This window comes from Inquilinus limosus MP06, from assembly GCF_000767795.1.
Classification (GTDB): Bacteria; Pseudomonadota; Alphaproteobacteria; order DSM-16000; family Inquilinaceae; genus Inquilinus; species Inquilinus limosus_E.
In genome coordinates, this window is sequence record NZ_JANX01000582.1 from 1 (window position 1) to 3,854 (window position 3,854).

General features: G+C 71.8%; 3 protein-coding genes. All 3 read right to left on the minus strand.

Annotation, left to right across the window (positions count from 1 at the left end; genetic code table 11):
* Window positions 1-2,270 (minus strand): DUF4781 domain-containing protein (locus tag P409_RS28830; RefSeq protein ID WP_034846537.1); only part of this gene is annotated, 2,270 nt, incomplete at its 3' end.
* A gap of 73 nt (window positions 2,271-2,343) precedes the next feature.
* Window positions 2,344-2,739, minus strand: coding sequence for a hypothetical protein (locus tag P409_RS28835; protein ID WP_034846538.1), 396 nt, complete (start codon window positions 2,737-2,739; stop codon window positions 2,344-2,346).
* A 99-nt stretch (window positions 2,740-2,838) separates the two neighbouring features.
* A partial coding sequence (locus tag P409_RS28840) for an amidase (RefSeq protein ID WP_034846540.1) occupies window positions 2,839-3,854 on the minus strand: 1,016 nt, incomplete at its 5' end.

The following is a 3,854-nucleotide window of genomic DNA, read 5'->3' on the forward strand; positions in this document are numbered from 1 at the left end:
GGACGCGGGGCCGATGCGGACGGGTCGGGCGGCGGCGCTTCGCCGTCGGGACGCGAGGTCGACGCGGGCGGATCGGACGGCGCGTCGTCCACCGGCGCACCGGTGGACGACGGCCGGAACGCCTGCCGCGCCATGGCACCGGCCGACACGGTCCAGAACGCCATGCCCAGGCCCATCTCGAAGCGCTGGGCCGGGTCGAGGTCGTTCCAGTCCTTGACCAGGGTGTAACCGCTGTTGCCGGCGGCCGCCGTATCCGCCCCGATCGCCGTGCCGTTGGCGACGGCCCAGGCCCCGGGCATGGTCACGTCCTGGCCGGTCCGGGCCAGGAAGGCGGCACGGCCAAGCGGAAGGCCGCTCAGCACGCCGGCCGCGATGTTGAAATAGGCGGCCCTCGCCTGCGGATCGCCGAAGCCGTTGGACAGGCCGATATCGCGGCGCTCCGCCAGGGTCTGCGCGCCACGGCCCGCGACCCACGCCCCCGCGGCGATCATGACCACCGGGGCCGCGGTGCCCCCGCTGCCGATCATCATCGCCCCGCCGGCCAGCAGGCCGCCGACCAGGGCGGCCATGTCGCCCAGCTCCAGCAGATGCTCGCCGATCGTGTCCGGCGTCTTCGGGGTGTTGCGGCTTTCCAGCGCCACCTTGCCGTCGGGGCCCGGCTTCAGCTCACCGCCCTTGGGATAGGTGACGTTTCCGGGCGGCAGCTGGTTCTTCTCGGTCCATTTGCCGAAGCTGTCGTACCGTGCGCCCAGATTGTCGACGAACCAGGTCTTGCCGTCCTTCCCCTCGACCCGGAAGAGCGGCAGCTGCACCGGCCCGGTCTGGCGGCTGGAATACTGGATCGGCAGCACCGTGACCCGCGCCGTGTCGCCGCCTAGGTCGCGGATGGTGGCGGTGATCTTGCCCACCGTCCCGGCATTGTCGCCGGTCGCGTAGAAGGATCGATCGCCCCGGGCGGCCTGGTCGTTCAGCTGCTGGAGCTTGTCCGGCGGCGTGTCGGCCGAGATGCCGTCGGGCGGCAGGTTCATCGCCTGGCCGACCCGGTTGTCGAGCTGGGCGCCGCGAAGCTCCTCCGGGATGCCGACGCCGCTGCCGCCGCCAAGGCGGTCCGCGACGGCTTCGGGCGTCTGCCGGCTGGCCGCAAGCGCCCGATCCGCGCTGTCCTGGGCGATCGGGGTGGCGATCAGCGGGCTGGCCCAGGGATCGAAGCCGTCACGCGACAGGCGTTCGACCGTGATCTCGGGGTTCTGCAGCACCACGGCCAGGGCCTGGGCCCGGCGCTCCGGGCCGACCTTGTCCTCGCCGAGAACGGCGTTCGGCGGCGTCAGCAGCGACCGGCCGGTCGGTGACGACAACAGATCGCCGAGCCGCTTCGCCTCCTGCTGCTGCCGTTGCGGGTCCTGCGGGAACAGGCCGCGGGCGAGGGCCTGGGCCATCGGCATCGACAGGTCCGTGCCCTGGCCGTAGCGCTGCTGCTGGGTGGTGGAGAAGGCGCTGGTGGTGAAGGCCCAGCCGCTGTCGGTGTACGGCCCGGCGTTGAGGGCCTCGAGCGTCGCCGAGGCATATTCGGTCTCGAGACCGGGCGAGGACAGCGCTTCCGCCAGCCCCGCCGCCCGGGACGGCCCCAGCTGTTCGACCAGCCGCCGCAGCGCGGCCTGCTGCGCCGCGTCGGTCTTGCGGCCGGGCTCGACATGCAGGGCGACGATGGCTGCGCCCCCGATATCGACCGCATCGCCATTGCGGTCGGACGCCGGCTTGCGGCGCTGTTCCGCCTCCAGGGCGGCAGCCTTCACGGCGCAGCGCTCCGCCACCAGCGGCCCCAGGGTCCCGTCGCCGCGGACATCCCGCGCCAGGTCCCGCGGCGAGGAGTAGGTCTCACCCTCGCGGACCCATTTGTCGAGGGCCTTGTCGACCAGATAGCGCTGCTCGTCCCGCGTCAGCCCGCCCAGTTCGGAGTTCCCGCGCAGCGCATGCGCGACCTTGTCGTGGGAATCGTCGTCCCAGGGCCAGAAGCTGTCATCCGCCCCGGCGACCCAGTCGTCGATCCTGCGGCGCCGGTCGTCGGCGATGGTCTTGGCCGGGTCCGTCAGCTGTGGCGGATCTGTCCGCCGGGCTGGGGCCGGAGCGCCCTGGTTTCCGGGTTGAGGCGGCTCCTGCTTGCGGACGGCGTCGACCACATCCGCGAAACGGACCGGGCTGTCCGGCTTGCCGCGATCCGCGCGTGGCGAGTAAGGCGGCAGGCCGCTGGAGCGATCGGCAGGAAAGACCATGACAGCATCCCCCTCCCCAAAGCACGAGCCGGCAGCGGAAGGCGACGTCAAACCGGCGGCCCGAGGCCGTCGGCTACGGGCGCCCGAGCTTGGCCTGCGCCGCCGCGAGCAACAGGTCGATCAGCGCGACCTGATCCTGCGGGGGCTGCCGGCCTTCCCACACCCCTTCCGGATCCGACAGGACGACCGCGCCGTCCGAGCGGATCAGGAGATTCAGCCGGCTCACGGCGATCGGCGTCTCCAGCATGATGGCCCGGATGCGGGACAGGCTGGCCACGCTGGCCTCGTTCAGCAGCCTGTCGTCAACGACCGACCGGTTCCGCACGATGTCGGCGCTGCTGCCGGAACACCGCTCGAAGATGATCGCGGGCTGGCCATGGACCGTCGTCTTGCCGACGATCGCGACCGTCGGCAGCCCCTTGGCTGCGAGGGTCTCCAGCATCGCGATCTCGCGGTCCGCCCGATCCATGTCCCCTCTCGACATCAGGCCGCCCGAACGCGGCGGCGCGGTCGCATGACCCGACATAGGAACGAATGACGGCTCCAGGATGTTCCAACGGCCCTCGCCCTACAAGACCGGCCAGGGACGCTGCGGGCCGCGGCGGTCCTCGTAGGCCTTGGCCAGGCGCAGCACGCCGAGATCGTCGAAGCGCCGGCCGACGATCTGCAGACCGATCGGCGCCCCGGCCGCGGTATAGCCGCAGTTGATCGACACCGCCGGCTGCTCCGACATGTTCCAGACCACGGTGTAGCCGATATGCTCGAACGGCTTGTCCGGGTTGTTGACCGGCGACGCCCACTCCGCCGGGAAGCGGGCGACCGGCGCGGTCGGCGACAGCACAAAATCCAATGATCCGAACAGCTTGGAGGCCGCCTTTCGCATCTCCATCGTGCGGTTGAAGCCGCGGATCACCGCCAGGCCGGACCGCTGCGCCCCCAATTCCGCCCAGGCCCGGATATAGGGCAGGATCTTCGCCCGCTCGCCCTCCGGCAACCTCTCGACATCGTCCCAGGCGCGGGCGCGCCAGAAGTCGTCCAGCCCGTCCAGCATCTCGCGGGTCAGGATCGCCGGCACCGGCTCGACGATCGCCCCCTCTGCTTCCAGAAGCCGGGCCGCGGCCTCCACCGCGTCGCGCACCTCCGGGTCCAGTGCCATGCCGGCGCCGATCTCCATCATCAGGCCGATGCGGATCCCCGCAGGATCGACCGTGATGCCGGAGAGATCCGACCAGGCGATCTCGGCCGGCGGCAGGCTCATGCCGTCGCGCCCGTCCGGCCGCGACAGCACCGACATGGCCAGGGCGGCGTCGGCCACCGTCCGGGTCATCGGCCCGGCGACACGGCCGACATAGGGCGGGTCGATCGGGATGCGCCCCAGGCTGGGCTTCAGCCCGACGATGCCGCACCAGCCGGCCGGCAGCCGGATCGACCCCCCGATATCGGTGCCGAGATGGATCGGGCCGTAGCCGGCGGCGGCCGCCGCACCCGCCCCGGCGCTGGAGCCGCCCGGATTGGTCGACAGGTCCCAGGGGTTGCGGGCCAGCTTGTGGAAGCTGGAGAGGCCGGAGGACAGCATGCCGTAAT